Below are 1318 nucleotides of genomic sequence, written 5' to 3'. Positions count from 1 at the left end.
TCATTATGCTTGCGGGAACGGTCGGCGGGTATGGCGGCCGTTTGTGCAGGATGGCAGGGGCGCATGCGGTCCACAACGGACTCAGTTTTCTCCAGGAGACACATCAGGTGCTGCATGGCCAGAAGGTTGCTTACGGCATATTGGTGCAGCTCGCGCTCGAGAATCGGAGACCTGAGATTGAAGAGCTGCTTCCGTTTTACCGCCGGCTCGGTTTCCCTGTCAGCCTCTGTGATCTCGGCATCCTTGACAACCATGAGGAAGCCAAGCGCCGCATTGCTTCTCACGCCTGCCGGGCGGAAGAATCGTTATGTTTAATGGGGCAATATCGCGAGAAGGACGTGTCAGCTGCGATTGAATCGCTCGAATCAGCGCAAAAGACAGGATAGAGCTTGTCATCTATCTTGTCTTTATTTTTTGAATATTTCCGTTATAATGAGTGGGGTATAGAAAGGGAGGGGCCAAAGGACATGTATCAGGCGAAGAAGATGTTGTTATTAGGATCAGGCGAGCTGGGGAAAGAAGTCGTCATTGAAGCGCAGCGGCTCGGGGTTGTCACTGTAGCCGTTGACAGCTATGAGCATGCTCCCGCCATGCAGGCCGCGCACAAAAGCTATGTGATTGATATGCTTGATAAAGCGCAGGTCAGAGAAGTCATTGAGAAAGAAAAACCGGACTTGATCGTGCCGGAAGTGGAAGCCATTGCGACGGATGAGCTGCTGAAGCTTGAGGAAGAAGGTTTTCACGTCATTCCGAATGCGCGTGCGGCAAAGCTGACGATGGACCGTGAAGGCATCAGACGGCTTGCGGCAGAGACGCTTCATCTTCCGACTGCCGGCTATGAATTCGCGAATACATATGAAGAATTTAAAGAAGCGGCGGAAACAATCGGTTTTCCGTGCGTGGTAAAGCCGCTGATGAGCTCTTCCGGAAAAGGGCAAAGCGTGTGCCGCTCGGCTTCCGGGCTGAAAAGCTGCTGGGACATGGCGATGGAAGGCGGCCGGGTGAAAAACGGCCGGGTCATCGTTGAGGAATTCATTCCGTTTGAATCAGAAATCACTCTTCTGACAGTGCGCGCGGCGAACGGTACGTCCTTTTGCGCGCCGATCGGACATGAACAAAAAGACGGTGACTATATTGAATCATGGCAGCCTCATCATATGACGGAACAGCAGATTGAAGAGGCGAAACACATTGCGAAAAGCATTACGGACGAGCTCGGCGGATACGGTTTGTTCGGGGTGGAGCTTTTCCTTACTGAAGATAAAGTATATTTCAGCGAGGTGTCTCCCCGTCCGCATGATACGGGACTCGTTACGCT

General features: G+C 52.5%; 2 protein-coding genes. Both read left to right on the top strand.

Features of this window, described 5'->3' with window-relative positions; genetic code table 11:
• Nucleotides 1-386 (top strand): iron-containing alcohol dehydrogenase (locus tag ACFVSN_RS45180; protein ID WP_387959336.1); only part of this gene is annotated, 386 nt, incomplete at its 5' end.
• 3 nt (nt 387-389) lie between these two features.
• On the top strand, nt 390-1318 hold a 929-nt coding region (gene purT, locus ACFVSN_RS45175; RefSeq protein WP_387959334.1), incomplete at its 3' end, for a formate-dependent phosphoribosylglycinamide formyltransferase.

Source organism: Kitasatospora sp. NPDC057904, assembly GCF_042887925.1.
In the GTDB taxonomy this organism is placed as follows: domain Bacteria; phylum Actinomycetota; class Actinomycetes; order Streptomycetales; family Streptomycetaceae; genus Kitasatospora.
This window is presented reverse-complemented; position numbering and strand designations above follow the sequence as displayed.